23 protein-coding genes are annotated in these 24,981 nt (G+C 67.3%); 9 read left to right on the top strand and 14 right to left on the bottom strand.

The window, feature by feature from the left end; translation table 11 throughout:
• Window positions 1–42: 42 nt before the first annotated feature.
• Both ATO4_RS14480 and ATO4_RS14475 read right to left on the bottom strand, forming a co-directional pair.
• The gene (locus tag ATO4_RS14480; RefSeq protein ID WP_083592246.1) at window positions 43–1,497 is read right to left on the bottom strand and encodes a RimK family protein; all 1,455 of its coding nucleotides are present in this window, start codon (window positions 1,495–1,497) and stop codon (window positions 43–45) included.
• A 9-nt stretch (window positions 1,498–1,506) separates the two neighbouring features.
• The gene (locus ATO4_RS14475; RefSeq protein WP_083592245.1) at window positions 1,507–2,685 is read right to left on the bottom strand and encodes a GNAT family N-acetyltransferase/peptidase C39 family protein; all 1,179 of its coding nucleotides are present in this window, start codon (window positions 2,683–2,685) and stop codon (window positions 1,507–1,509) included.
• Between the two features lie 356 nt (window positions 2,686–3,041).
• Here ATO4_RS14475 and ATO4_RS28710 point away from each other — a divergent pair, with 356 nt between their 5' ends.
• Both ATO4_RS28710 and ATO4_RS14465 read left to right on the top strand, forming a co-directional pair.
• Window positions 3,042–4,904 (top strand): PAS domain-containing methyl-accepting chemotaxis protein, encoded by a 1,863-nt coding sequence (locus ATO4_RS28710; RefSeq protein ID WP_083592244.1) that lies wholly within the window; start codon window positions 3,042–3,044, stop codon window positions 4,902–4,904.
• A complete protein-coding gene (locus ATO4_RS14465) occupies window positions 4,904–5,389 on the top strand; it encodes a chemotaxis protein CheW (protein ID WP_083592243.1) in 486 nt (161 codons plus the stop codon). Before ATO4_RS28710 ends, ATO4_RS14465 begins: the two co-directional genes overlap by 1 nt.
• A 79-nt stretch (window positions 5,390–5,468) precedes the next feature.
• Here ATO4_RS14465 and ATO4_RS14460 read toward each other — a convergent pair whose 3' ends face one another.
• The 3 genes from ATO4_RS14460 to ATO4_RS14450 form a co-directional block, all read right to left on the bottom strand.
• Window positions 5,469–6,215 (bottom strand): SDR family oxidoreductase, encoded by a 747-nt coding sequence (locus ATO4_RS14460; RefSeq protein WP_083592242.1) that lies wholly within the window; start codon window positions 6,213–6,215, stop codon window positions 5,469–5,471.
• 274 nt (window positions 6,216–6,489) lie between these two features.
• Window positions 6,490–7,359, bottom strand: a complete 870-nt coding sequence (locus ATO4_RS14455) for an NlpC/P60 family protein (protein WP_083592241.1) — start codon at window positions 7,357–7,359, stop codon at window positions 6,490–6,492.
• A gap of 123 nt (window positions 7,360–7,482) precedes the next feature.
• Window positions 7,483–8,904 (bottom strand): leucyl aminopeptidase family protein, encoded by a 1,422-nt coding sequence (locus ATO4_RS14450; RefSeq protein WP_083592314.1) that lies wholly within the window; start codon window positions 8,902–8,904, stop codon window positions 7,483–7,485.
• Window positions 8,905–9,194: 290 nt separating this feature from the next.
• Between ATO4_RS14450 and ATO4_RS14445 the strand changes: the two genes are divergently transcribed.
• Window positions 9,195–10,013: a tetratricopeptide repeat protein gene (locus ATO4_RS14445; RefSeq protein WP_083592240.1), complete on the top strand. Its 819-nt coding sequence runs from the start codon at window positions 9,195–9,197 to the stop codon at window positions 10,011–10,013.
• Between the two features lie 228 nt (window positions 10,014–10,241).
• Here ATO4_RS14445 and ATO4_RS14440 read toward each other — a convergent pair whose 3' ends face one another.
• From ATO4_RS14440 to ATO4_RS14400, 9 genes are all read right to left on the bottom strand, one after another.
• Window positions 10,242–10,553 carry a hypothetical protein gene (locus tag ATO4_RS14440; RefSeq protein ID WP_083592239.1) on the bottom strand — a complete coding sequence of 104 codons (312 nt, stop codon included), beginning with the start codon at window positions 10,551–10,553 and terminating at the stop codon, window positions 10,242–10,244.
• A gap of 38 nt (window positions 10,554–10,591) precedes the next feature.
• The gene (locus ATO4_RS14435) at window positions 10,592–10,996 is read right to left on the bottom strand and encodes a host attachment protein (protein ID WP_083592238.1); all 405 of its coding nucleotides are present in this window, start codon (window positions 10,994–10,996) and stop codon (window positions 10,592–10,594) included.
• A gap of 140 nt (window positions 10,997–11,136) precedes the next feature.
• Window positions 11,137–12,204 carry an AI-2E family transporter gene (locus ATO4_RS14430; RefSeq protein ID WP_176222994.1) on the bottom strand — a complete coding sequence of 356 codons (1,068 nt, stop codon included), beginning with the start codon at window positions 12,202–12,204 and terminating at the stop codon, window positions 11,137–11,139.
• Entirely contained in the window at window positions 12,201–15,032 is a 2,832-nt protein-coding gene (locus ATO4_RS14425; protein WP_210191078.1) for an HAD-IC family P-type ATPase, read from the bottom strand. Before ATO4_RS14425 ends, ATO4_RS14430 begins: the two co-directional genes overlap by 4 nt.
• A gap of 5 nt (window positions 15,033–15,037) precedes the next feature.
• The gene (locus ATO4_RS14420) at window positions 15,038–16,741 is read right to left on the bottom strand and encodes an HAD-IIB family hydrolase (protein WP_083592312.1); all 1,704 of its coding nucleotides are present in this window, start codon (window positions 16,739–16,741) and stop codon (window positions 15,038–15,040) included.
• Between the two features lie 98 nt (window positions 16,742–16,839).
• Window positions 16,840–17,604 carry a helix-turn-helix domain-containing protein gene (locus ATO4_RS14415; RefSeq protein ID WP_083592236.1) on the bottom strand — a complete coding sequence of 255 codons (765 nt, stop codon included), beginning with the start codon at window positions 17,602–17,604 and terminating at the stop codon, window positions 16,840–16,842.
• A 328-nt stretch (window positions 17,605–17,932) separates the two neighbouring features.
• Window positions 17,933–18,280, bottom strand: a complete 348-nt coding sequence (locus ATO4_RS14410) for a response regulator (RefSeq protein WP_245308759.1) — start codon at window positions 18,278–18,280, stop codon at window positions 17,933–17,935.
• Window positions 18,281–18,426: 146 nt separating this feature from the next.
• Window positions 18,427–19,050, bottom strand: coding sequence for a response regulator FixJ (fixJ, locus tag ATO4_RS14405; protein WP_139802462.1), 624 nt, complete (start codon window positions 19,048–19,050; stop codon window positions 18,427–18,429).
• Window positions 19,037–20,872 carry a PAS domain S-box protein gene (locus ATO4_RS14400; protein WP_083592233.1) on the bottom strand — a complete coding sequence of 612 codons (1,836 nt, stop codon included), beginning with the start codon at window positions 20,870–20,872 and terminating at the stop codon, window positions 19,037–19,039. The genes fixJ and ATO4_RS14400 overlap by 14 nt, the downstream gene beginning before the upstream one ends.
• A gap of 632 nt (window positions 20,873–21,504) precedes the next feature.
• Here ATO4_RS14400 and ATO4_RS27745 point away from each other — a divergent pair.
• From ATO4_RS27745 to ATO4_RS14370, 6 genes are all read left to right on the top strand, one after another.
• Entirely contained in the window at window positions 21,505–21,669 is a 165-nt protein-coding gene (locus ATO4_RS27745; RefSeq protein WP_176222993.1) for a hypothetical protein, read from the top strand.
• On the top strand, window positions 21,666–21,911 hold the full coding sequence (locus tag ATO4_RS14385) for a hypothetical protein (RefSeq protein WP_083592230.1): 246 nt from the start codon (window positions 21,666–21,668) through the stop codon (window positions 21,909–21,911). Before ATO4_RS27745 ends, ATO4_RS14385 begins: the two co-directional genes overlap by 4 nt.
• Before the next feature lie 38 nt (window positions 21,912–21,949).
• A complete protein-coding gene (locus ATO4_RS27135) occupies window positions 21,950–22,225 on the top strand; it encodes a hypothetical protein (protein ID WP_139802454.1) in 276 nt (91 codons plus the stop codon).
• A complete protein-coding gene (locus ATO4_RS14380) occupies window positions 22,206–22,637 on the top strand; it encodes a helix-turn-helix transcriptional regulator (protein ID WP_083592229.1) in 432 nt (143 codons plus the stop codon). Before ATO4_RS27135 ends, ATO4_RS14380 begins: the two co-directional genes overlap by 20 nt.
• A gap of 194 nt (window positions 22,638–22,831) precedes the next feature.
• Window positions 22,832–24,304: a calcium-binding protein gene (locus ATO4_RS28705; protein WP_083592228.1), complete on the top strand. Its 1,473-nt coding sequence runs from the start codon at window positions 22,832–22,834 to the stop codon at window positions 24,302–24,304.
• A 389-nt stretch (window positions 24,305–24,693) separates the two neighbouring features.
• The gene (locus tag ATO4_RS14370; protein WP_083592227.1) at window positions 24,694–24,975 is read left to right on the top strand and encodes a hypothetical protein; all 282 of its coding nucleotides are present in this window, start codon (window positions 24,694–24,696) and stop codon (window positions 24,973–24,975) included.
• The last annotated feature ends 6 nt before the right edge of the window (window positions 24,976–24,981 follow it).

The raw sequence follows: 24,981 nt of genomic DNA, 5'->3' as shown, positions 1-24,981 counted from the left end.
TGCTGGCGCGGCGAGCCCGGCTGGAAGCGAGCGCCGCCGCCACTATCGCTCGATGCGGTCGATGAACCAGCGCGTCAGCCGCGTCCACACTTCGTCCTTCTCGATGGAATCCTCGACCCCATGTTCGAGATTGGGATTGTCGTTGACCTCGATGACGAAGACGCCGTCGTCGGTCTCCTTCAGGTCGACGCCGTAGAGCCCGTCGCCGATGCAGCGGGCGGCCCTGAGGCCGGCATCGAGGACGTGCGGCGGGGCCTCGCCGAGGGAGAAGGCGCGAAAGCCGCCTTCCATCGGCCGCCCGCCGGTCTCGTGGTTGATGATCTGCCAGTGGCTCTTGGCCATCAGATACTGGACGGCGAACAGCGCCTCGCCGCCGAGGACGCCGATGCGCCAGTCGAAATTGGTCGGCATGAACTTCTGGGCGATCAGGAGGTCGCTGTCTTCGAGCCAGGCGGTCGCCAGCCGCTCCAGCCCGGCGAAGTCCTCGACCTTTTTGACGCCGCGCGAGAACGAGCCGTCGGGGATCTTCAGAACCATCGGGAAGCCGAGTTCGTCGGCGGCGCGCTTCAGATCCTCGCGCCCGGCGATCATCAGGCCCTTCGGGCAGGCGACGCCGTTCGCCGCCATCAATTCGTTCAGATAGACCTTGTTGGTGCAGCGGATCATCGAGATCGGATCGTCGATGACGGGCATGCCCTCCTGCATCGCGCGACGGGCGAACCGGTAGGTGTGATTGGAAATCGACGTCGTCTCGCGGATGAACAGCGCGTCGAAATTGGCCAGCCGCGGCAGATCCTTGCGGGTGATCGGCTCGACGTCGACGCCGAGCCGCGCGGCGACGCGGGCCCAGTGCTTCAGCGTATCCACGGAAGACGGCGGCAGGTCCTCGCGCGGGTCGTAGAGGGTGGCGAAGGAGTATTTTGCCGGCGTCTTGGTCTTGGCCGCCCGCCATTCGCGCCCCGTATAGCGCTCCATCGCGGCGTAGAGCCGGGTCATCTCGACGGCGTCGAGCTTGCCGAGGGGCGAGAAGCCGATCCGCCGGATCGTCGGCACCGCCGCGTTCGGCTCGAGATGAATGTCGAGGGCGGGTGCCCGGAACCAGTCGAAGACCAGCTTGCCGAACCGTTCGAGCCGGTGCTCCTGGGCGAAGCCGAAGTAGATCCGGACCGGCGAGACGACCGCCTCACCCTTGTCGCAGGCTTTGCGAAGCGCTGCGTCGAGTTCCGGCAGCGCGTTTTCGTAGAGCTTCTTTTCCGACAGGTCGATCATCGTCTCGACCGAGGGAATGATCCGGTGCCCGCGCGCCTCCGCCAGCAGCGAGGCATAGTAGCCCCGGGTCTGATACGCGTAGGTGCGCGACAGGTTGATGATCTTCGGGCGCTGGCCGCGAAACAGGCCCGGACGGGTGAGATAATCCCGGCTGGTCATCACCTTGTGCGGCGTGGCGCTGTTGTCGAGGTCGGACAGCCGGCCCGCGAGGACGACCCATTGGGACATGGAGAAAAGTCAGCTCCGTCGGGGTGAGAGGAAGACGGCAGCCCGAAGGGCAGCCCTCCCAAAGCGCGCCATCTTGTCGAAGGTCGTATAAGGCAGCGGCAAATGCGCCGCGTCGGCGATGGATTCGCCGCGCTCGTCGGCGACCCAGGGGTCGTGGACGATGATGTGGCGCCCGTCGTCGCCATGGGCGAGGACCCAGTGCGGCACCTTCTTGGCGAACATGTGGTAGCCCGAGACGAGAACGATCGCCGTTCCGCCCTTGCCCAGATGTGCACGCAGAAGATCGAGGGTGAACGGCTCGACCACAGTGGGGATCGCATAGGTGATCGCCCGGCGGCGGAAATCTTCCTGGGCGAGCGCCATCACCTTCTGCTTTTCGAGGCTCCTGACGCCTTCGAGAAACAGATCGCCGGCCTGGGAGACGTGGATTTCGGCATCGAGCCCGAATTCATGGGCGGTCACCGCGAGGCCGTAGGGATCGCAGCCACCGGGGCCAGACATCATGAAGATCGTCGTCGCCTCGCGCCAGAGCCGGATCTCCATGACCGGATCGAGCTCGAAACCGGAAACGTCCCTCGCCAGAGCCATCATCAGGCAGCAGGAGCCGCAGGTGAAGTCGGTGGTCTGCTCGTAATAGGGCACGCCGCTGTCGAACAGCTTCTCGCCGCGCAGGATCTTCTCGAAGCGCAGCGCCGGCATGTGGTCGGCATAGTAGTCGAGATAGCGGCCGATCGGCCGGTAGCCCTCCGAGCGGTAGAGGCGGATGGCGCGTTCGTTGTCCTCGCGCACCTCGAGGCGCAAGAGGATGCGGTCGCGGTCGAAGGCCGCCGCCTCCGCCGCCTTCAGGAGCGACCGGCCGATCCCCCGGCCCGCCGCATCGGCGGCCACGGCGATCGAATAGAGCCGGGCCAGCGCCGTCCCGCGCCGGAACAAGAGCGCCGCATAGCCGAGGATCTCGGGACGCCCGCCGGTCTCCGCCACCAGAATCAGGGCACTGGCCGAGCCGATGAGATTGCGGAACGAGCGCCGGGTGATGCGGTCCGCGACGAAGGACGCATCCTCGAGCGCCACCAGCGCATCGACATCCTCGATCGACGCCGGGCGCAGGACGATCGGGGTTCTCGAGGGAGCCCCGGCCGTCTCGAGAGAGTACTGGGGATCGCGAATGGGAGCGCTGGATGAGCGCATGACTGCGTATGTCCGCATGATGCGACGGAAGTATCGACAGCGCCCTTATGCACCGACCGCCGGGCAAAAGCGATGGGCAACTCGCTCGCCGCCGCTGCTCGCGGGCCGCACCCGCATGGGTGCCCGCATGATTTGCGCCAAGGATAGCACCGCCTGCCGGACGTCGCCTGCCAGAACGGGCAGACTGGTCGCCTGAACAGCCATTCGGGATCAACGGATTCTTAACAGGCGATATGCAGATTGAACTGCAGCCGACGACAACTTCTAGGCAAATCCGACCATCCCTTCATCATCGACATCGGCAATAATCGGCGAGGTCCCGACGGCCGGCGCAGGATGATTGCTTAGGAAGAACCATGGATTTCCCCCGCCAGAATTTTGGCCGGAACGCGACCGACAGGACGGAGCCGGCAGGAAGGACGCTGATCGTCGTCGAATACGACCTCCAGGGCCGAGCCATCCGCGCCAACGACGTGTTCTTCGACCGCCTGGGCGTCGCACCGGCGGAGATCCGGGCGCTGACCCACGCTGCCTTTCACCACGCAGACCACTCTGCGAGCGCGGCGTATCGAGACTACTGGCAGGGCCTCGTTGCGGGCGAGCCCCGGCGTGCCGAGCTGAAGCGACGGCGGGCGGCCGGCGACGATGTCTGGCTGCTGGTCTGCGGCCATCCGGTCCGCAACCGGTTGGGAAGGGTCTCGCGGATCACCGAGCTCTGCCACGATGTCACGGCCGAAAAGACGGAGTTCGTCGAGATGGAAGGCAAGCTTGCGGCGATCTCGCGCTTCCAGGCGGTCCTGGAGTTCTCCGCCGACGGGACCATCCTCGATGCCAACGACAATGCCCTGAAGCTGCTCGCCTACGACCGCTCGGACGTCGTCGGCCGGCATCACCGCGAGTTGGTCGAGCCCGCCCTTGCCGCCAGCGACGAATACGCCGCCTTCTGGCGCAAGCTCGGCCGGGGCGAGTTCGTCGCCGGCGAGTTCCGCCGTCTGGCCAAGGGCGGCCGCCTGGTCCACATGCAGGCCTCCTACAATCCGGTGGTCGGCGCCGACGGCAAGGTCCTGAAGATCGTCAAGTTCGCCACCGACGTCACCGAGCGGGTCGAGGCCGTCGCCGAGATCGGACGGGGCCTCGGACGGCTCGCCGAGGGCGATCTCAGCCGCCGCATCGAGACGCGCTTCAACGCCGAGCTGGACCCGATCCGCGTGGACTTCAACCGTTCCCTCGATACCCTCGAAGAGGCCCTCGCCCGGGTCGGAGAGACCGCATCGAAGGTGGGTGTCGCCACCGACGAGATCCGCACGGCATCGGACGAGCTTGCCCAGCGGACGGAGAACCAGGCAGCCTCCGTCGAGGAGACCGCAGCGGCGCTCGGCGAGTTGAACGGCACCGTGCGCAGCTCGGCCCTGAATGCCGAGGAAGCCGGCAAGCTCGTCGAGAGGGCCAAGGCCGGGGCCGAGAAGTCCGGCGAGGTCGTCCGAAAGGCGGTCGCATCGATGGGCGAGATCGAGCAGTCGTCCCACAAGATCACGTCGATCATCGGCGTCATCGACGAGATCGCCTTCCAGACCAATCTTCTCGCCCTCAACGCCGGCGTCGAGGCTGCCCGTGCGGGCGAAGCCGGCAAGGGCTTCGCCGTCGTCGCCCAGGAGGTGCGGGAGCTGGCGCAGCGCTCGGCCGCCGCGGCACGCGAGATCAAGGATCTCATCACCGTCTCTTCCGCCCAGGTGGCGGACGGCGTCGCTCTCGTCGGCGACACCGGCACCGCGCTGGATGTGATCGTCACGGAGGTCCAGACGATCGACCAGCGCGTCCAGGCGATTGTCGAAGCGGCCCGCAGCCAGGCGGCGGGGCTCGCCGACATCAGCAACGCCATCGGCTCGATCGACAAGAGCACCCAGCACAATGCGGCCATGGTGGAGGAATCCACCGCTGCCTGCCACAATCTCGGTCAGGAGACGCAACGCCTCAACGACCTTCTCGCCGCCTTCCAGCTGTCGGAAGGCCGTGCAGCCGCCCGCACCGGCAAGGTCGCCGTGGGCCCGCGGCCACAGGCACAGGCACGGCAGGCGCGGATCGCACTGGTTTCCAGCCAAGGGACAGCCAGCCGCGCTACGGTCTCGCCGGCTCGCGCCATGATCCGCGACGTCGCCGAAGCCTTCGGGGCCACAGGTACCAAGCCGGCGGCGCAACCATTTCGATGGGAAGATTTCTGATGACGACAGCACAAGGTAGCGCTGCGAAGAGCCACGCGGGGGATGACCCGATCGAGATCATCGCCTTCTATCTCGGCGAGCAGCAGTTCTGCGTCCGCACGACCTCGATCCGGGAGATTCGGGGCTGGGCGAAGTCGACGCCGCTTCCCCACGCCCCGCCGGAGGTGATGGGCATGATGAACCTGCGCGGCGCGGTGATCCCGGTGATCAACACCGCCCGCAAGCTCGGCCTCCCCCGCTCCGAGCCGACCGAGCGCAGCGCCATCGTCGTCGCCGAACTCGGCGGCGCGGTGTTCGGCCTGATGGTCGACCGCGTCTCCGACATTCTCTCCATCAGCCCCGACATCATCCAGCCGGTGCCGGAGATGAGCGCCGGCTTCGACCGGAGCTTCGTCGAGGGAATCATTCCGCAGCACGGCGACATGATCTGCTTCCTGAACCTCGAGCGGATGTTCTCGGAGACCAGCAAGACGGAGTTCTTCTGACCGCCAGCCTTCGGACGCCGGGTACCAGGTCGGCCCCGCCAGGAAGCCATCTCCGGGCGGAGCCTTCTGCGCGCCGGCCTCAGCCGCGGCCGACGAAGGGCATCTGATTGGCCATCACCGTCATGGTGAGGACGTTGGCGTCGAGGGGCAGGCTCGCCATGTAGGCGACCGCCCTGGCGATGTGGACGGCGTCGATGGTCGGTTCCGGCCGCATCTCGCCATCTGCCTGAATCACGCCGCCGGACATCTTCGCGGTCATGTCGCTCGCCGCGTTGCCGATGTCGATCTGCCCGACGGCGATGTCGAAGCGGCGCCCGTCGAGAGAGGCCGCCTTGGTGAGGCCGGTGATGGCGTGCTTCGTCGCGGTATAGGGCGCCGAGTTCGGCCGCGGGGTCGTGGCCGACACCGAGCCGTTGTTGATGATCCGTCCGCCGCGGGGATTCTGCGCCTTCATCATCCGGAACGCCTCCTGCAGGCAGAAGAACGACCCGGAGAGATTGGCGCCAACGGCGTTGTTCCAGTCCTCGGCGGACAGCTCCTCGAGCGGCACCGAAGGCGAGAAGACGCCGGCATTGTTGACGAGAAGATCGAGACGGCCGAACCTGTCCTCGACGGCGGCGAAGAGCGCCGCGACCGCTGCGCGGTCGGCGACGTCGCAGGCGATCGGATGGACGTGGGCCGGATCGATCGCGTCTGCCGCCTCGCGAAGCACCGCCTCGCGGCGCCCGGTGACCACCACCTCGTAGCCATCCGCGACGAGTGCCTTGGTGATGGCCTTGCCGACCCCGGTTCCCCCGCCCGTGACCACTGCAATCTTCTGCGACATGTCGTTTTTCCTCCCTCGGAGCGCCGTGCGTCTCGTGCGACGCTGGGCGACGCTCTCTCATTGATCCTGCACATCTTGCGCGCCGAAGCTTCGTCGCGGCGCTCGCCCGATGCCCGCGGCGCGCCTCCCGAGGGGCGCCGCACCCGCCGGGTTTAGACGATCACGTTTCGCCTGCCAACGCATCGGCGCCCGGGCGATCCGGCGGACATGCCGCGGCCGCGGCCACCTGCCGCGGCCAACCTGCTGCGGTCGCCCTTGGCGGTCTCCGGGCTCATCAGACGGCGCGGAGCCGGCGGATGCTGGTGACGGGCGCGCCTCTCGCGGCGAGCCTGTCCACCGCCGCCTGCAAGGGCTCGATCGCCGTCATCATGTGATGGGCGTTGGCGTGCAGCAGCCTCTGTCCGTCGAGCATGATCCCGACATGACCCTTCCAGAACACCAGATCCCCCCGCCGCAGGCCTTCGATGCCGGCGAGCCGCGTGCCGAGCTCGCGCTCCTGCATGTCGGTGTCGCGCGGCGCGGCGACGCCGGTCATCTGCAGGGCCAGCTGGACGAGGCCGGAACAGTCGATGCCGAGGGCGCTCTTGCCGCCCCAGAGATAGGGAACGGCGACGAAGCGCTCGGCCACAGCGACGAAATCGGCCTGAAGCGCATCGAGCGGCGCGAGGTGCTGGCGCACCACATGGCCGCCCGATGAAAGTTCAGCATAATCGGCATTGTGGTCGCTGGCGGTCCCCGTCACCGCCACGAGCGCCCCCATCGGCAGGGCGCCGAGCGGCGGGCGCTTGATGTCGGGACCGGGAAAGACCAGCGTGCGCGGCACCGCGACCCGGGCCGTCGGCGGCGGGGCGTCGTCCGGGCCGAGACACGCGGCCGGCAGATAGCCGACATAACCGTCCGCCTCGGCCTGCGCCCAGCACCAGCCGTCGCCGGTCTCCTCGAAGACGCGGACGCGCTCGCCCATCAGGAGCTCGGTTTCCAGCGGGGCGTCCGCGGCGGGCCGGCGCCGCAGCGGCGCGATCGGCGCGGCGATCCGCCGGGGCTCGCCCTCGACGAAGCGCTCGGCCTCGACCCGGCCCTTCAGGCGCATATCGGCGAGATCCGGGCGAAAGGCATTGCGTCGGGCATCGAGATCGGCGGACATGTATGGGCTCCTTCGTCGGATCCGACCCGCCTCGCGGCCAGTTGTGCCGCTTGACGGGTTTGGGGGCGTCGGCGCGGTGATACGGCGCCAAAGCAGTCGGCGCGAGGCTTTCCGGCGCTGCCGTCAGCCTGCGAAACGCTGCTTCAGAATGGCGTAGAGTGCCCGGATCGCCTGGGCCTCGCCGCCGACGGGGCCGATGGGCGAGGCCTTGGGGCGCCAGCCATAGACGTCGAAATGCGCCCATGTCCGCGCCCGTTCCACGAAGCCCTCGAGGAACAGTGCCGCGGTGATCGAGCCGGCGAAGCCGTCGCTGGTGACGTTGTTGATGTCGGCGATCTTCGAGGCGAGGTTTTCCGCATAGGGCTGCCAGAGCGGCAGCTGCCAGACGGGATCTGCCACCGCGACCGACGTCTCGGCAAGGCTGGCCGCGAAGCCGGCGTCGGCCGTGTAGAACGGCGGCACGTCCGGCCCGAGGGCGACCCGCGCCGCGCCGGTCAGCGTCGCCATGTCGATCAGGATCTCCGGCGCCTCCTCGTCGGCGAGCGACAGGGCGTCGGCCAGCACCAGCCGCCCCTCGGCGTCGGTATTGCCGATCTCGACCGTCTTGCCCTTGCGGCTCGTCAGGACGTCACCGGGGCGGAAGGCGGATGCCGAGATCGAATTCTCCACCGCCGGGATCAGCACCCGCAGCCGGACGGCAAGGCCGCTCGCCATGACGAGGCGGGCAAGGCCGAGGACGTTGGCGGCACCGCCCATGTCCTTCTTCATCAGGAGCATCGAGGAGGACGGCTTGATGTCGAGGCCGCCGGTGTCGAAGCAGACGCCCTTGCCGACCAGCGTGACCTTCGGCGCGTCGGCGGCCCCCCAGGAAAAGTCGATCAGCCGCGGCGCATCGGCGCTCGCCCGTCCGACCGCGTGGATCATCGGAAAGTTGGCGGCGAGGAGGTCGTCGCCGGTGGTCACGCGGATTTCGGCGGAGAACTCCGCCGCCAGCTTGCGGGCAGCGGCCTCCAGCTCGGCCGGGCCGAGATCGTTGGTCGGCGTGTTGATCAGATCGCGGGTCAGGAAGACCGCCTCGGCGAGGCGGTCGGCTTCTGCGATGTCGGCGCCCTCGCCGGCGAAGACCTCGGCCGGCTCGTCCTCCTTGCCGCCGGCGCCCGCCTTGTAGCGCGAGAAGCGGTAGCCGCCGAGACGCATGGCCAGCGCCCGCAGCGTCGGATCGCCGGCGGCCGCGCCGGTCTCTCCGGCTTCACCGGCCTCGATGTGCCAGCTGCCGGCGGGCAGCTTGCCGGCGAGCGCCCCGAACAGCAGCGGCAGGGCCGCCTCGCCCACGGCGCCCCTTGCCGGCTTGCCGAGGCCGAGCAGCGCCGCCGCAGTCGCGCCGCCCTCGCCCGGTGCCACCAGCACCTGGCCCGCCTCGCCGGAAAACCGCATGGCCGCGGCCCATGCCTTCACGGGTTCGGGAAGCCCCTCGGTCGCCCCGGCACGGACGACGCGAACCGGGCGCGAGTTTGCGGCCCGTCGGGACGACAGCAGGATCGGCATGATGAGGAACTCCGTGATTCGCGTGGCTTCGCCCGTTTCGGGCACTGCCCCCTTTTTATACTCCGCGAGGCGGATGGCCACTCCTTGCACCGCCCGGCCGGTGCCGCTTGCGATGCCGATTCCGGCGCCTCGCCAACGCCGGGCCGCGGCCGCCATGGCCGCGGGCAAGCCCTCAGAGGCCGCCGGTTAACCAAGCGTTAGGGTTAACGAAATACTGTCATGGACGAGAACGGCCCTCGGCTCTGCGAGCGTCCGCCCCCCTTCTTTCTCTGCCCGATGGAGACCGTCCGATGTCACTTCGTAGCCTTCCCGCGACGCTGCCGCTCAAGCGTGGGGCGGTCTGCGCCGCAGCGCTGGCGCTTCTGGCGATCCAGGGCTGCGCCTCGGTCTCCGGCGAGACGACGGGCTCGATCAGCCGCGCCGATCGCACGGGCGGCACCGTCGCGGCGATGGCGAACACCCAGCTGCACGGCGCCGTGGAATCCTACGGCTCGGCCTATCAGCAGAACCCCAAGGACAAGGGCACCGGCCTCTCCTACGCGGCGGTGCTCCAGATGGCCGGCCGCAACGACCAGTCGCTGGCGGTGATGCAGCAGGTGGCGATCGCCCATCCGAGGGACCGCGACGTCCTGTCGGCCTATGGCAAGGCGCTGGCCGCCGCGGGCAACCTGCCGAAGGCGCTGGAGACGGTGCGCCGGGCCCAGACGCCGGACCAGCCGGACTGGCGGCTGTTCTCGGCGGAGGCGGCGATCCTCGACCAGATGGGTGATTCCACCCAGGCCCGCGCGCTCTACCGCAAGGCTCTCGACATCCAGCCGAACGAGCCGACGGTCCTGTCGAATCTCGGCATGTCCTACGTCCTGACCAACGATCTCGCCTCGGCGGAACAGTATCTGCGGGAAGCGGCGAAACAGCCCGGCGTCGACAGCCGGGTCAAGCAGAACCTCGCCCTCGTCGTCGGCCTCCAGGGACGCTTCGACGAAGCCAAGCAGATCGCCAGCGCCGAACTGGCGCCGGACCAGGCCAAGGCCAACGTCGCCTATCTGCAGCAGATGCTGGCCCAGCAGAACACCTGGTCGATGCTGAAGGACAAGGACAAGCGCAGCTGAAGGGCGTCAGGATGAGGCGCTCCCTGCAGTCGGCATCCGCGAAGCGGTAGCCCTGGCATGATGCAGCCTTTCGGTGGACTCGACAGCTTCCGTGCCACTTTAGCGTTGCCAGCCTGTGCGCCATAGGCGCGGTGGACATCGCCGTCCCGGCGTCGGCGCGCAAGGCGACCCGATCTCCTTCGAGGCGGCCAGCGAGGCGCGGTCCGATCCCGGCGCCGGGCAGCGCGGTCAGCGCAGACTGGCGATATAGGCGACGAGATCGCCGATGTCGCGCCGTGTCAGGCCGGGATCGGCCATCAGCGGATGCGGATCAGCGAGGAAGGCTTCAAGCGACTTCAGGTCGCTTCCGGTTTTTGCGGCAATGGCCATGAAGGTCAGGACGTCGGCACTTGCCGACGTCTGTCGCGGCGAGACGAGGTGGCAGGCCGAACACCAGCGTTCGGCGATCACCCGGCCGGTCGCCGGGTCTCCCTTCATTTGGGCATGAACGGCGGCTGGCGCGAACAGGACGCAGAGCAGCACGACAGCGAGACGTTGCATGGCGTTCCCCCGGATGGCTTCGGCTGACGGTAAGCCGTTCAGGCGCGGTGGATGGCTTCGGCAATATCGCCCGCCGGATGGGCGGTCAGATCCTTCGCCAATTCCCCGACGATCCTGCCGGCGAGCTGCGGGTGGATGTGGCGCCTGATCTCGCCGAGCGTCCGCGGATCGGCGATGAGAAACAGCCGGTCGAGCTTCCCGCCGAGCGCCAGATGGTTCAGATGGTCGGCGACCGCAGCGGCAAAGCCGTCCTCGGAACCGCGGCCGGAATCCGGATTGGCGGAACCGTGCCGGTGGCGCGCGCCAGAGCCGGGGTTCTTGGCGACGATGTCGGGGTCGTCGCAGGCGACGAGGTCGACATGCGGCTCGGCGCCCCGGTTGCGGAAGAGTTTCAGCGTCGCGCCATCTGCGACTGCGACGATGGTGCCATTGGGCAGGATCATGAACCATTGCTCCTTTCGGCACATGCACGTGCCGCTCACCCGCCCATGACGCCACAGCGCCCTTGGATCCGCATTGCGCGAGATCAAGTCGCGCATCTTCCGGCGGGCACGGCGGCAGCGCCTCGTGGCGCTGGTCCAAATCAGGCTTCGAGCTCGGCCCGGCCGCCGCGAGGCCGTGCGGCTTCCTCCCGCAGGCGCCAGGTCTGCAGAAGCGCGAGCAGGGCCGCGACGATGATCGGGCCGAGGACCAACCCCGTCGTCCCGAAGACCAGCAGACCGCCGACCACGGCGATGAATGTCACCGCGCTGTGGATCATCAGCTGTCGCCCGACCAGGATCGGATAGACGAGATTGTCGACCAGGCCGACGACCAGGGTTCCCCATAAGGCGAGGACCATCGCCGCGCGAAGATCGCCGCTGAGTGCCAGATAGGCCGCCGCGGGAACCCAGATGACGAAGGCGCCCAGGAACGGGACGATGCCCAGAAATCCCATGACGACGCCCCAGAAGATCGGCGCGGGCAGACCGAGCCACCAGAAGCTCAGGCCACCCAGAACCCCCTGCAGCATCGCGACGAAGGCCGTTCCGAGGACACTGGCGCGAACGGTGGCGATCACCCGTTCGGCGAGGAGCGCGAATTCCCCCTGCGACAGCGGAAGCGCCGCCTTCAGCGCCGTCACTGCCCGCGTCTCGTCGCGCAGCAGATAGAACAGGAAATAGAACGTCAGAAGCAGGTTCATCGAGCCGGTGATCGAGCCCTGCAGGAGAGTGGCGCTCGAGCGCCCCAGCCAGGTGGCGACGGACTGGAGGATGCTCCGCATGTCGAACCGTTGGTCGATCCAGTCCGCCGCGGCCGCGACGACGGGATGCGCATCGAGGATCGCGGACCAGGGATTGGCGGCGATCATGGGCTCGAGATTCGCGGCGCTGCGGACGGCCTCTCTCAGGAGCGCACTCGCGAGCATCAGACCGGGAAAGACCACCAGGGCCGCGACGAGGGAGACCGTCACGCCGGCCGAAACGGCATCGTTTCCGGTGGCCTGGCAAAGCCTGCGATGCAGCGGCCGCATGAGGCAGGCCAGGACGAAGGACCAGACGATCGCCGGCAGGAACGGGGCCGCCATCAGGAAGCAGAGATAGAGGCCGGCGATCACGGCCGCGATCAGGGCGAGCGACGACAGCGTCCGTCGATCGAACAACGGCATCATCGAAGCCCTCTCGTCGTCAGCCGGGTCTCTGCCGGACCATTGGCGGCCGGCCCGTTCGCGGCGCCCGGCAGGACACGGTCCGGGGCCTTGTCCGCTCGCCGCGACCGCAGCCACTTGTCCGCCTCCATCACGACGAGGACCGACAGCGCGATGGGGATCAGCAGCAGCCATTCGGAGAGCGGCAGCGGCGTGAGGCCGAGCAGATCCCTCAGGCCGGGCGTGAAGGCCGCCCCGATGTGGATCGCCTGGGCTCCGACCACCGCTGCGATCAGCGCCCAGTTGGCCGAAAGCCTGATCCGGAAGGCCGAGCGGGTTTCGGACCGGCAATTGAAGACATGGACGTTTTCGAAGGCCACCATCAGGAAGAGCAGCGTGTTGCGGGCTTCGAACTCGCTCCAGCCCTGAGCCATCATCCATGCGAAGGCGGCCGTCGAGACGAGGCCGATGACGGCGGCTGAAAGCAGCGTCTGGCGGATCATCAGGGCGTCGAACAGCGGTTCCCTCGGCGAACGCGGCGGACGGTCGAGGAGGCCCGGTTCCGCCCGTTCCGCCGCCAGCGCGACGTCCTGGCCGCCATTCGTCACGAGGTTGAGCCAGAGGAGCTGGATCGCCGTCAACGGCAAAGGCAGACCGATCACCAGGGACAGCAGGAACATGACGGCTTCCGCGGCACCGGTCGAGATCGTCAGGTAGATGACCTTGCGGATGTTCGCATAGGCGGCTCGCCCCTCCTCGATTCCGGCGACGACGGACGCGAAGTTGTCGTCCGCCAGAACGAGATCGGCTGCGTCACGCGCCGCATCGGTGCCATCGCGGCCCATGGCGACGCCGAGATCGGCGCGGTGCAGCGCCGGCGCGTCGTTGACCCCGTCGCCGGTCATGGCGACGAGATGGCCCGCGCGCTGCAGTGCCTCGACGATCTCGACCTTGTGGGCGGGCTCGACCCTGGCAAAGACGCTCGCCGCCGCGATCCGGCCGGCGAGCCCCTCGCCGCCCGCAACGATTTCCGGCCCCGTCACCACCTCTTCCGGCCGCTCCGCGATGGCGAGCTCTCGTGCGATCGCCAGCGCCGTCTCCGCGTGATCGCCGGTGATCATCTTGACCGACACCCCGGCCCGGCGGCAGGCCGCGATCGCCGCTTTCGCCTCCGGCCGTAGGGGATCGATGAAGCCGACGAGGCCGAGCAGCGTCAGGCCGGTCAGCTCGCCGGCAAACGCCTGGTGCGCGGCGGGATCGCCCGCGGCCGCAACTTGCTTGACGGCGACGGCGAGCACGCGGTAGCCGCGGCTCGCCATCTCCTCGGCCAGCATCAGGACCGTCTCGCCATCGACAGCCTGGCAGAGCGGCACGATGACCTCGGCCGCCCCCTTCACATGCATGAGCCTCTCATCGCCGTGGTCATTCAGGCTGGCGGCATATTTGCGTTCGGCCGAAAACGGCCGGTCGGCGAGGCGCCGCGCCGTCTTGCGGAGCGCGCCTGGATCGAGGCCCTCCTTGATCGCCAGGACGAGGAAGGCGAGATCCACCGTGTCGCCGCTGCGGCGTTCCGGGCCGCCGTCGGGGTCGAAGTCCGCGTCGTTGCAGAGTGCCGCCGAACGAGCCAGGGCGCGAGCCGCTGCCTGCGCCCCATCCGTCAGCCCTCCACCATCCTGATGGAGTCTGCCGCCGACCTCGAAGCCGACGCCGTCGATCTCGACGAAGCCATGCTCCGGCAGCCACAGCCGCTTCGCGGTCAGCTGGTTCATCGTCAGCGTGCCGGTCTTGTCGGTCGCGACGACCGTGCAGGCGCCAAGGCCTTCGACGGCCGGCAGGTGCCGGACGATGACGTTGCGCCGCGCCATGCGCCTGGTGGCGAGCGACAGAGCCACGGTCACCGCCACCGGCAGGCCCTCCGGGATCACCGCAACGGCAAGGGCGATGGCGACGAAGAAGGTCTCGCGCACCGGGACGCCGATGCCGAGTTGCAAGGCGATGACCGCTCCGACGACGGCGAGAGAGGCGAGCCCGAGCATGCGGGTGAACCGGTCGAGGCGCTGGGTCAGCGGCGGCGGCATGGGCGGCGCCTGCAGGGCCCCGGCGATCGCGCCCAACTCCGTCGCGCTGCCGGTCGCCACCACCAGCGCCCTCACCCGGCCGCGCTGCACGGTCGAGCCGGCGAACAGCATGGTCAGACGGTCGGCCAGCGGTGTCCCTGGCGCGAGTGCTCCGCCTGCCGCCTTGTCGACAGGACGCGATTCCCCGGTCAGCGAGGATTCGTCGGCCTGCGCCTCGGCGGCGTCGAGAATGCGCAGATCGGCAGGAACCCGGTCGCCGCTTTCGAGGAGTACGACGTCGCCGGGGACCAGGAACTTGGAATCCGCCCGTCCAGCCACGCCGTCCCGCAGTACGCGGGCGAGCGTCGCGATCGCCGAGCGCAGCGCTGCCGTATTGGCCTCGGCGCGCCACTCCTGCGCCGCCCCGACCACCGTGTTGATGATCAGGACCAGAAAGATGAAACCGGCGTCGTCATATTCGGCAAGGACGAGCGAGACCGCCGCCGCGGCCAGAAGCAGGTAGATCAGCGGGCTCTTCAACTGGCCGAGCACGATCGCGGCAAGCGAGCGGCCCGAGGGTTGCGGCAGCACGTTGAGACCGTGGGTGGACAGTCGGCGTTCGGCCTCCGCGGAAGAGAGCCCCTCCAGCGACGCGCCGAGGCGCGAGAGGACGTCATCGCAGGAGATTTCGTGCCAGCGCCCGCGCAAAGCCGGATCGCCGGCAAACTCGCCGCCGGAGAGTTCCACCCCCTCTCTCGGGACTTCGCTCGGACGTGACTTCATGGGCCAGTGCATGCCGCTCATCCTTCCGCCGGCGCCGCATAGCGCCGCCACACCGCCTTGCGGATTTGCCGGCGGCTCTCCTGGGGTGGCAACGACGTGTCGCGCGCGATCCGGGCGGCCTCGTCGGCGAGATCCTCGTCCCGGATCACGTGCCGGAACCAGGCGGCATAATCGCCCGCCCGCAGGTGATGTTCGAAGGTCGGATCGTCGACCTCGTCGGCAATCTCGATGAAGCGATAGAGGTTCCGGGCCGGCAGGTTCATCGCCTTGTCCGGACCGCGAAAATAGAAGCTGCGAAACGAGCCCACGTCGCCAAGGGCGTATTTGCCCCGGTGCCGGCGGTGAAACTGAGCCGGCTCACTGATTTTCACGCAGAGCGGCGGTTCGGGCGAGGCGACCCTCCAGACGAGAACCTCGCCCGGCCCCGGCACGGGAATCCCGGTCGGCCTCGCTGCGCCGGTCGCCTTGGCGACGCAGGCGAGCGTCTCATGCGCGTCCCGGCCCATCGCGACGACGACCGCGATCCGGCGCAGCGCGTCGGCCGCGACCGCGTGCGGATAGGCAGTCACGAGGATCGTCCCGCCCTCGTCGGCGAAGCCGACTGACGCTTCGTCTTTCGCCGGAAGAACCTCGTGCGCCTCGTCGATCAACAGCCAGTGCGGGCGCCCTGTCCGCTGTCTGAGCCGGCCAACCTGGACAAGCACCGCCGCCGCGAGCAGGCGCCTGTCGTGGCGGTGGAGCGCCTGCGTGTTGACGACGAGATTGACCGCGTCGTCGCGAAGCAGCTTCAGGGCTTCACCGGCCGGCGGCGGACTGCGGAGCGTGCCGATGAAGACGGCATGCTCGAGATCCACATAGTCGCCTTCCGGGTCGATGATGCAGAATTCGAAGCGCTTCTCCGCCATGCGCTCGGACAGCGCGGTCGCAAGGGTCGACTTGCCGCAGCCCGAACCACCGGCGATCAGGACGTTGCCCCCGAAGGGCGTCAGCAGGACATCGGCGCCCTGCCTGTCGACGCCGATGCGAATGCCGTGGCGCGGCAATGGCGCCAGCCCGGCATCCTCGCGGATCATCCGGCCGGCGAGTTCGGCAACGCCGGCGCCATGATCGCCCGACAGCTGGAGATCGGCCATCTCCTTCACGGCGGGGACCGCATTGGCGACGGCTGCCCCGCAGCCGCTGGCGGCCAGAAGCGCGTGGTCGTTCTCCGCGTCGCCCACCGCCACGACGTTGTGCGGCGAGAGTTCCAGATCGCGCAGCGCCGCCGCAAGGCCGGAAGCCTTGTTGACGCCCGGCGGCAGGATCATGATCGCGCCCTTGTTGAAGACGATCTGGAGTTCCAGCCCCGCTTCGCGGATGGCATCGAGAACGGCGTTCTGATGCGGCTCCCAGCTGGCGACGATCCCGCGGCCCACCGAGATCGGGCCGACCGCCTTGGCCCGCAGCCGCGCCACGAAGCTTTCGGGAGGCGGCGAGGACAGCAGCGTTTCGCGTCCCGTCTCGGGATCGAAGAGGAGCGCGCCGTTTTCGGCGACGACACGGTCGAACATGGCGGCCTGCGGAAAGATCCGCAGCAGTTCCGGCAGTTCGCGGCCGGTCACGAGGATCAGTCGCCGCCCGCTCGTCTTCAGTTGCTCAAGGGCCGCGCAGGTCTCCGCCGCAACCACCCCGTCATGGGCGATCGTCCCGTCGAAGTCCGTGGCAAGCGCGAGAAAATACACGAGGGGCGCACCTTCGAAATTGATCTGCCGGCTGTCTGCCGCGTTCTTGGTCGTCACCGCATCGATCTGTCGGCCCTGTTCTCGGCGCTCCCGGCGGCTCAGTCGACCAGGTCCTGCAGCGCCGCGCGGTTGCGCAACACCACGTGACGGATCGAGGGCAGCGCGATCAGTCGATCGCGCTCGAACTGCGACAGCGTCCGCGACACCGTCTCGATGGTGAGGCCGAGGTAGTCGGCGATGTCCTGGCGGGTCATGGCGAGGTCGACGGAGCTGTCCGGGGAATCAGGGCCGCCGCAGCCACGACTGGCAAGATCGAGCAGGAATGTGGCAAGCTTCTGGGCAGCGCTGCGCCGTCCGAGAAGCAGCGCGTGCTCCTGGGCGCGCTTGAGGCATGTCACCGCAAACCCGAACACCGTGCGCGCCGTGTCGGCCTCGCCGCCGTCGAAGGCTTCCAGCCCGGCCCAGCGATAGGCGACGACGCAACAGTCGTTCACCGCCTCCGCCGACAGGCGGTGCTCCCCGCCGGTCTCCAGCCCGAAGATCTCGCCCTCGGCATGGAAACCATCGATCTGCCGGCGTCCGTCGCTGGTGAAGCGGCAGGTCCGCACCATCCCGCTCATCACCTTGTAGAAGAAGCGGACCGGCTGGCCCTCGCCGTAGATCTCACGCCCCTCGGCAAAATTGAGGACCTGACCCGCCAGCGCGATGCCGGTGCCGCGGCCCTCGCCGGAGGGATGCCGCTCGGTTCGCTGCGAGCGGGCGAAGGCGGCGCCGCTGCGTGCCGAGAACGGATCCCTCGAGGCGGGGTCCCGGTCGGTCTGCGCAGCAGTGCCGAAGGTCTCGTCGAAAGCAATGCTCGGCATGGTCAGCTCCCTTCGTCTCTCTGAGATCACGGGCTGAGCTTTAGCCACCGCCACGATCGGCGAAATTCGGTTAGCTCCTAAGGGATTGTACGTAGTGCCCCCCCTTCCATGAGGGGCAAGGGCCCGCCTCGCTGGGCGGCACCGCCATGTCCGGCGGCAGGCAGGCCCAAACGGACCGTTCGCGGTCACGGGGTTCGTCCTTCGCTCTGCGGCATGTCGATCCGGCCGTGCAGGCCGATCGCCCGATGCGCATCGCAACGTTCGCGCTCCGCGGTCAGGAGCGCCAAGGCCACGGAACACTCGCTCGCCGGCGCCGCTGGCGCGGCCATCACGTCAGCCGGATCGCCTGTCGGATGCAATCGAGAAGATCTGTGCCGGCAAGCGGCTTCTGCAGCAGCGCGTGCGCACCGACCTCGTCGGCACGCTGCCGAAGGACTGCGGTGGCGTGGCCGGTAATCAGGATCGCCGGCAAGGCGAAGCCGCGTGATCGGACGGCCTGGATGACGGCGATGCCGTCCATCTCAGGCATCCTGAAGTCGATGACGAGGCACTTGGCGACGGACAGATGAGGGTGCACCAGCAGTTCCTCCCCCGCCCGGCAGAGGCTGACCTGCAGGCCCTCGAGTTCGAGCGCGAACTTGAGTGACTCGCGAACCGCCTCGTCGTCGTCGACCACGAGGATATGAGTTGTGTCTGCTGTCATTCCGACGGGCTCCGGCGGGCCGCGAGGCAGCCGAGTGCTGCGCCCGCCGGGGCAAGATGGCAGCCAATCGGAACTGGATCCTTGACCTCGCGCAAGGTCGGCGAAAAAGTTGGCCGGGGCTACCGGCCGCTCGCCGGATCGGCGCGCAGGACCGTGCGGACGAGATCGGACAGGCTCGCCACGCCCATCTTGGTCATGACGTTCGCCCGGTGCACCTCAACGGTCCGGGGGCTGATCTTCAGATCGTAGGCAATGGTCTTGTTGGGATGTCCACAGAGCAGGCCGTCGAGAACCTGGTGCTCGCGCGGTGACAGCGTGGCGAGCTTTGCCCGGGTCGCCTGGATCTCGGCATCCATCTCGCCGCTGACCTCGACCCCTCTCAGCGCCGTATCGATGGCCGCGAGCAGGGATGCGTCGTCGAAGGGCTTCTCGAGAAAGTCGATCGCCCCGTCCTTCATCGCCTGCACGGCCAGCGGCACGTCGGCATGACCTGTCATGATGATGACCGGCAGCAACGCCCCTTTCGCCTTCAGCCGCCGCTGAAGCTCCAGCCCGTCGATGCCCGGCATGCGGACGTCGCTCACGACGCAGCCGGGCTGCAGCGTGTCGACCACCTCCAGAAGCGCCGAGCCGGACACGTGAACGCGTACGGCAAAGCCCGCCGTGGCCAGGAGAAAGGCAATCGACTGCCGCACGCTCTCGTCATCGTCGACGAGATGGACCACGCCGCTATTCGTCGGCATCATCGAGATTCTCCGTCGGCAGATGTTGCAGGGTGAAGCGGAAGATCGTGCCGCCGCCGGAATTGGGTTCCGTCCAGAGGCGTCCGCCGTGGGCTTCGATGATGGTTCGCGAAATCGAGAGCCCGACGCCCATGCCCCGCTCCTTGGTCGTCACGAAAGGCTGGAACAGCTGGGCGGCGATCTCCGGCGCGATGCCGGTGCCGGTGTCGGCGACGGCGATCTCGACCATGCCGTCATCCTTCAGGCGGCTCGTCACGGCGAGGTCGCGGCGCTCGCCGTCCTGCATCGCCTCGACAGCGTTGCGCATGAGATTGAGCAGCACCTGCTGCACCTGGACCTTGTCGGCCATCACGGTCTCGGCCGCCGGGTCGAGCGCGAAGCCCACCCTGACGCCGGTCTCCTTGGCGCCGAGCAGCGCCAATGCGCTCGCCTCCTCGATCAGCTTGGGCAGATTCTCCACCTGCCGCTGGCTTTCGCCCCGGGCGACGAACTCGCGCAAACGGCGGATGATCTCGCCGGCCCGCAGGGCCTGCGCGGCAGCGCGGTCGACGGCGTCCCGGATGATCGGCAGGGTGTCCGGCCTGCCGCCGTCGATCAACCGCCGGGCCCCGCTGAGATAGCTGGTCGCCGCGGTCAGCGGCTGGTTCAACTCGTGGGCCAGGGCCGAGGCCATTTCTCCGAGGGCCGTGAAACGCGACATGTGGGCGAGTTCGGCCTGCAGTTCCTGCAGGCGGCGCTGCGTTTCCTGTCGCTCGGTGAGGTCGCGGATGAAGCCGGTGAAGAGGCGGTGCTTCGGCGAGTGCATCTCGCCGACGGACAGCTCCATCGGGAAGGTCGAGCCGTCCTTGCGGGCACCGACGACGACCCGGCCGATGCCGATGATCCGTCGCTCCCCGGTCTTCAGATAGCGCGACAAGTAACGGTCGTGCTGCTCGCGGTAGGGCGACGGCATCAGGACCGAGACGTTCTGCCCGATCGCCTCCTCGGCCGCATGGCCGAACAGCCGTTCCGCGGTGACGCTGAAGGACTGTATGACACCCTCGGCATCGATGACGACCATGGCGTCCGGCACGGTGTCCAGCACCGACTGCAGCCTCGCCTCGCGCTCGGCAAGCTCGGTCAGCGCGCGCTTGGCCGGCGTGATGTCGCGGACGATCTTCGACGCTCCGAGCAGCCTTCCGGCCTGGTCGTAGATCGGGGCGAGCGTCAGCGAGACGTCGAAAAGGCTGCCGTCGCGGCGGCGGCGCCGCGATTCGTGGTGCTCGACGCGTTCGCCGCGGGCGATCCGCTCCAAGAGGACATCCAGTTCCCGCTTTTGTTCGGGCGGGATCAGCGTGTCGAGGGACCGGCCGATCACCTCGCCGGCACCGAAGCCATAGATCTCTTCGGCGCCCCGATTCCAGTCGGTCACGAGCCCCTCGGGCGACAGGCCGACGATGGCGATCTCAGCCGAGGTGACGACGGCCGCCAGGTGTCCCTCGTCGAGGACGATGCCCCGCACCGTGGAATTGCCGTCGCTCCCGCGCACTCCCCGCCCGCAGAACCGGAGCCGGCGCTCTCGCCCCTCACCCGTCACGGCACGGATGTTCACGTCGAGGGAATTGTCGGCTTCCAGAGCTCCGCCGAGAGCGCCATTCATCAGCGCATGATCGCCAGGATGAAGCAGTGCCAGGAAATCGGCATAGCCGATCGCCGGCGCGGCACCGCCGAGGCAGGTCGCCGCCAGCTCGGACAGGGAGACGATGCCCGAGACCGGTGACCAGCACCAGGTTCCGACGCCTGCGGCCTCGACGGCCAGGCGAACATTCTCCTCGCCATCCATCGCAGTTTCACTGGAAAGGCCGGCCTCTGGGGTCATGAACGCTGGGTGTTTTCCGTGCGTAGAAGCAAATGGCACGCATATCGGCGGTGGAGATCACTTCGTCGACCTTAGACACGCGCGGGTCGAGATCACAACCCTCTGCGCTGGAACGCCAACAGGTTACCGCCAGAGATGAAATACGCCTTCGGCGACGATCGGGCCAATATGGAACGCAGCATCGCCGGCGCCACCCGCCGCCGGAATCGCCCGCTTCGCTCGAAGGCATGAGACGTCTCGAATTGGGGCGGGGTCGCCGACATGATCCGCCGGTTCGTCGGCGCCGTCGACGACCGCGGCCGCCGGGAAGCGGTGCGGCGCGTTCGTGTCGCGATGGTCGAGACCGTGAAGCAAGAGATCGGAACGGATCGACGCCCCCGGTGCGGCACGAGGTTGTCACCCGTGCCTTGGGTGCGGTCTGTGACCCATGTCTGCGTATCGCACAAAGTGACGCGGTGGTGACCCCGGCAGGACAGCCAGAATGCGCCTGAAACGCTTGTAATACAAGCGTTTCGAAAAAGGTGCGGGGCGAATTGGACGTCATTGATCTGATTGCGTATTTTCGATCGGGCCCCGCACCGATCAGGACCGCCGCCATGACCCGTCTCCAAGCCATAGAAGCGCTCCGCCAGCTGAAAGATACGACGCCACGCGAGGCGAAGTTGTCCGAGGCCGTCGCGGTCCTCGAGGACGTCCTCATTGCCCACGGTCTGGCTGATGTCGTCGAGGCGTTCCGAGAGCTCGACGTGGAGTGGGCATGACGGCGATCAGAACCCTCGGCGATCTGCGCGACCATGACATGTCGATCAGCTTCTACTGCGCCGACCCGAAATGCGCCCGGCTGCTCGGCTTGACCATGGAGCTGGCGATCGAACTGTTTGGCGCTGATCAACGCTACGTCGGCTGGCAGCCGCAAGGCATCAAGTGCTCGGAATGCGGCTGCCGCCATACGACCATCGTCATTCAGGCGGTCCCTTTCGGCTACGGCATGCCCAGGCGCTGAAAGGCAAAATGCCCGCCGCCCGGTGAGGGGCGACGGGCTTGTCGTCGATCGATTTGTCATCCCTGTCGCGCCGTTGGCCGCTGATCAAGCTTTTCCTCGATCCGCCGGGCCTACCAAGCACCCACGAAGTTCAATCCGTTATGAAGCTGATCACCGTCAGCGTTAGTCGGTTCGTTCGCCAGCCAGGTGTCGGAGCGAAGCTGCCCGACGCCGACCATGGCTGTCAGCAGACGACCATGGTCATCCAGTTCACCCTTGGGATGCGCACTAGCATCCAGCAGTGCCGGAGGCTTTATGCCGAAGAGACGCAGTGATACTGCCTTCGATGCGGCGGTAGGCGGCCGCATCCGGATGCACCGGATCACGCGCGGCATGAGCCAGAGAGACTTCGCCCATGCGCTGCAGATCACTTTTCAGCAGGTGCAGAAGTACGAGACGGGGCGTAACGAGGTAAGCGCCAGCCGACTGCATCAAATGGCGAACGTGCTGGGGGTATCCGTCGAAGCGTTCTTTGAGGACGCCCCGACCTCAGATTATGACAGTGGCGGACTGGCATATTTCGTCTCCACAAAGGAGGGGCGCGAGCTGAATAGCGCCTTCGTAGCCATCCCCGATCAGAGCGTACGCCGCGGCGTCGTTCGACTCGTCAGAGCGATCTTCATAGAGGCCACGACTCTTCAAGTATGCGAAGGAGGCACGGACACCTGTGAATCCAAGCAGGCCTGAACTACACGCGACCACTTAGACGCCTCTAGTCGGATAAGGCGGTGGGACCGATAGTCCAACGGCCGTCAATCGTAAGAGATCCAATATTACTCTACGGAAGTTTTCACAATTCCGACACGTTTTTGGAAGCCATTTGCGCGACCGCTCGGGAGGCTGCGGCACGTCCCCCACTCCGCCTCTTCAGGAACATTCCGATGCCCACCGTCATCTCCACCAACTCGGTCACCGGCCTTGTCATTGATGATGCCAATGTCGGAAACGGCCCGTTCTTCGTCCTGCCCTACGTCTTCATCCAGTCGGATTTGAATTCGAACTTCGACGCGATCAGCGTCAATGCGACAGCGGCGAACGCCGTCATCAATGTCGCCGGCATGCTGATTGCCGACGACGACGGCGTACAGGTCAACGGCGGCGATCGCGTCGTCCTCACCAGCACAGGTTCGATCTTCAGCAACTACGGGCTCTACGCGACCACAGATGGAGGAAATCAGTTTGTCGTCGATGGAATCATCGACGCGACGTTCACGGGCGTCCTGCTCAACACCTCGGCCAACAGCGTCACGATCGGCGGACATGTCTCAGGTGAGGCTGGCATCTATGACGGTGGTGGCGCCAACACCACCCACATCACGGAGGGCGGCATTCTCCAAGGCTCGGACTATGCCTACCAGCTGGCCGGCGCTTCCCTCGACCCTTCGACCCTCGTCAATGGCGGCACGCTCATCGGCGGGACTTCCGGCGCAATTTTCGGCTTCGGGTCCCAAGCCCTGGCCTTTACCAATTCTGGCACGACAAACGGCAACGTCACCCTTGGCGACGGCGCCGACAGCATCGTCAATTCCGGCACGATCGTCGGCGCCGTTGTTCTGGGCGGCGAGGCGGACAGCTTCACCATGCTGGGCTCCGGCACCGTCACCGGCGACATCACGGGCGGCGCAGGCAACGACACCTTCCGCGGCGGCTCGCTGTCCGATCGCTTTCTCGGCGGCGATGACAACGACACCTTCTATGGCGGCGGCGGCAACGACCTCCTCTATGGCGAGGCCGGCAATGACCGCTTCTTCGCCGATACCGACGCCATCGCCGACACCTACAATGGCGGCGACGGCAGTGACACCGTCAACTATCTCCTCGCCGTGGATGACATCCGCCTGAACTTCGCCCTCAACTACGCGCTCAGCGCGGAGATCGGCGTCGACCGCCTGTTCAACATCGAGAACGCCACCGGCGGCGCCGGCAATGACAGCCTCACCGGCTCCGACACGACGATCGGGCTGAATGGCGGCGCCGGCGACGACACGCTGCTCGGCGGCACTGCCAACAACACGCTCGACGGTGGCGACGGGGACGACGTGATCCGCGGCTTTGCCGGCTTCGACAAGATCACCGGCGGCGCCGGCGACGACACGCTCACCGGCGACTTCAACGCCGACACCTTCATCTTCGCCAACGGCTTCGGCAAGGACACGGTGACCGACTTCGACGAGCTCAACAATTCCGAGAAGATCAGCCTCGCCGGCGTCACCGCCATCACCGACTTCACCGACCTCCAGCTCAACCACCTCACCCAGGCGGGGGCCAACGCCGTCATCACCGATGGCGCCAACACCATCACCCTCCTCAACGTCAACCTCGCCGATCTCGACGTGAACGACTTCATCTTCTGAATCGAGGAATTGATCCCGGGGGATGGAGGACCAGGCGTGGTGCAGTGATGCGCCGTGCTCCTGTCGGTGGCCAGCGGGAGGGCCCCTGCGCAAAACTGCGCAAGGACCCTCCCATCCGGAGCAGGTCGAAGACAGCCCGCACGACGTCGCGGTGGTTCTTTCCAGGAAAACCGCGACGTAGCGGGTGTTTGTCTTACGCCGCGCCCGAAATTCTGCGACCGGCAGAGGCAGCTCCCTCATCAGTATGCTCATGAACGCCTGTCGGAGACCAGCCACCGCAGACGGCAAGAGACAGGCGGCAGGTCGCGTTCATCAATAGGCAGGCGATTGCCCGGGCCGAAGTTCGCGGCTATGCCCGACGATGGGGTGATCTGCAGAACGGGATCTAGATGAACCTCAGCGAACTAGTCACAGTCCGATGGACCGACGCCGGTCTGTGGCTCCTGAAACGGGCTATGGATGATCCCCAGACGGTGGAGATTGCCTCTGAACAGATCGCACAAGCTTCCAAATCACACGGCGCGTGCGACATTCAGCTGTGGGCGCTGATGAGACTGATCGGGCCTCACCTTCAGCTCGGCAGCGGGGCACCCTTCATCGAAGAGAACGAAGTGCAGGTTGGACTGCTTTCGGCTGCCGGCGCAAACACAAACAAGCCCGCCGCTCCGTGAGGAGCG

Source organism: Aurantimonas sp. 22II-16-19i, from assembly GCF_002088275.1.
Lineage (GTDB): Bacteria > Pseudomonadota > Alphaproteobacteria > Rhizobiales > Rhizobiaceae > Jiella.
The sequence above is the reverse complement of the archived record's forward strand: the minus strand, read 5'-3'. Positions and strand labels throughout refer to the sequence as shown.

Bases quoted from the DNA above. Each gene is read 5' to 3' on its own strand.
- ATO4_RS14475 (WP_083592245.1), bottom strand. From the start codon at position 2,685: ATGCGCTCATCCAGCGCTCCCATTCGCGATCCCCAGTACTCTCTCGAG.
- ATO4_RS14370 (WP_083592227.1), top strand. From the start codon at position 24,694: ATGAACCTCAGCGAACTAGTCACAGTCCGATGGACCGACGCCGGTCTG.
- ATO4_RS14450 (WP_083592314.1), bottom strand. From the start codon at position 8,904: ATGCCGATCCTGCTGTCGTCCCGACGGGCCGCAAACTCGCGCCCGGTT.
- ATO4_RS27745 (WP_176222993.1), top strand. From the start codon at position 21,505: ATGACCCGTCTCCAAGCCATAGAAGCGCTCCGCCAGCTGAAAGATACG.
- ATO4_RS28710 (WP_083592244.1), top strand. From the start codon at position 3,042: ATGGATTTCCCCCGCCAGAATTTTGGCCGGAACGCGACCGACAGGACG.
- ATO4_RS14455 (WP_083592241.1), bottom strand. From the start codon at position 7,359: ATGTCCGCCGATCTCGATGCCCGACGCAATGCCTTTCGCCCGGATCTC.
- ATO4_RS14415 (WP_083592236.1), bottom strand. From the start codon at position 17,604: ATGCCGAGCATTGCTTTCGACGAGACCTTCGGCACTGCTGCGCAGACC.
- ATO4_RS14425 (WP_210191078.1), bottom strand. From the start codon at position 15,032: ATGCACTGGCCCATGAAGTCACGTCCGAGCGAAGTCCCGAGAGAGGGG.
- ATO4_RS14465 (WP_083592243.1), top strand. From the start codon at position 4,904: ATGACGACAGCACAAGGTAGCGCTGCGAAGAGCCACGCGGGGGATGAC.
- ATO4_RS14380 (WP_083592229.1), top strand. From the start codon at position 22,206: ATGCCGAAGAGACGCAGTGATACTGCCTTCGATGCGGCGGTAGGCGGC.
- fixJ (WP_139802462.1), bottom strand. From the start codon at position 19,050: ATGCCGACGAATAGCGGCGTGGTCCATCTCGTCGACGATGACGAGAGC.
- ATO4_RS14460 (WP_083592242.1), bottom strand. From the start codon at position 6,215: ATGTCGCAGAAGATTGCAGTGGTCACGGGCGGGGGAACCGGGGTCGGC.
- ATO4_RS28705 (WP_083592228.1), top strand. From the start codon at position 22,832: ATGCCCACCGTCATCTCCACCAACTCGGTCACCGGCCTTGTCATTGAT.
- ATO4_RS14430 (WP_176222994.1), bottom strand. From the start codon at position 12,204: ATGATGCCGTTGTTCGATCGACGGACGCTGTCGTCGCTCGCCCTGATC.
- ATO4_RS14400 (WP_083592233.1), bottom strand. From the start codon at position 20,872: ATGGATGGCGAGGAGAATGTTCGCCTGGCCGTCGAGGCCGCAGGCGTC.
- ATO4_RS14435 (WP_083592238.1), bottom strand. From the start codon at position 10,996: ATGATCCTGCCCAATGGCACCATCGTCGCAGTCGCAGATGGCGCGACG.
- ATO4_RS14385 (WP_083592230.1), top strand. From the start codon at position 21,666: ATGACGGCGATCAGAACCCTCGGCGATCTGCGCGACCATGACATGTCG.
- ATO4_RS14445 (WP_083592240.1), top strand. From the start codon at position 9,195: ATGTCACTTCGTAGCCTTCCCGCGACGCTGCCGCTCAAGCGTGGGGCG.
- ATO4_RS14440 (WP_083592239.1), bottom strand. From the start codon at position 10,553: ATGCAACGTCTCGCTGTCGTGCTGCTCTGCGTCCTGTTCGCGCCAGCC.
- ATO4_RS14480 (WP_083592246.1), bottom strand. From the start codon at position 1,497: ATGTCCCAATGGGTCGTCCTCGCGGGCCGGCTGTCCGACCTCGACAAC.